1 pseudogene is annotated in these 599 nt (G+C 74.0%); it reads left to right on the top strand.

Annotated elements, in window-relative coordinates:
• Positions 1-247: 247 nt before the first annotated feature.
• A pseudogene (locus ACYVE9_RS30150) lies at positions 248-599 on the top strand (SAM-dependent methyltransferase); the annotation flags it as partial.

Below are 599 nucleotides of genomic sequence, written 5' to 3'. Positions count from 1 at the left end.
CGCCGGGCAGCTCACCGGCCAGCGGCTCGTCCAGTCGGGGCGGGGCCTGCCCGGCCTGCGGCCCGCCGGTGGCCGCACAGGAGACCGCGAGCAGCGCGACCACGGAGGCGCCGCAGGCCCGTCTCAGGTACCGCCGACCGCGAACCCTCCGCACAGATTGTCTGATTTGTGTGATTAGCGACATAGTGCCGGATGCTGTCATCCGGACCACCGCCCTCGGCGTCGGCGTTCCGGGCGGAGAGGGAAAATGGCTCGTGTGGCCGCACCCGAATCACCCGAGACGCCCGACACACCCGACACGTCAGCGGAGGCCGTCGCCGCCTTCGAGGCGCTGCTGACCGACGAGGGCCGGCACCTGCTGGAGCGGTTGCGCGACTACGATCCGGCCCACGAGCTGGCCGTCGCCACCCGGCTCCGCCGGGACCACCCGCCGGAGCTGGTGTCGGCGGCACTGGGCCAGGCCCGGTTGCGGCAGCGCGCGGTGGCCAAGTTCGGCGCCGACGACGCCCACCGCATGTACTTCACCGCCGACGGTGTCGAGCAGGCGACCCGCGCCACGGTGGCCGAGTACCGGGCCCGGCGCATCGCCGCGCTCGGCG

It is taken from the genome of Streptomyces sparsus (assembly GCF_054776295.1).
The sequence above is the reverse complement of the archived record's forward strand: the minus strand, read 5'-3'. Positions and strand labels throughout refer to the sequence as shown.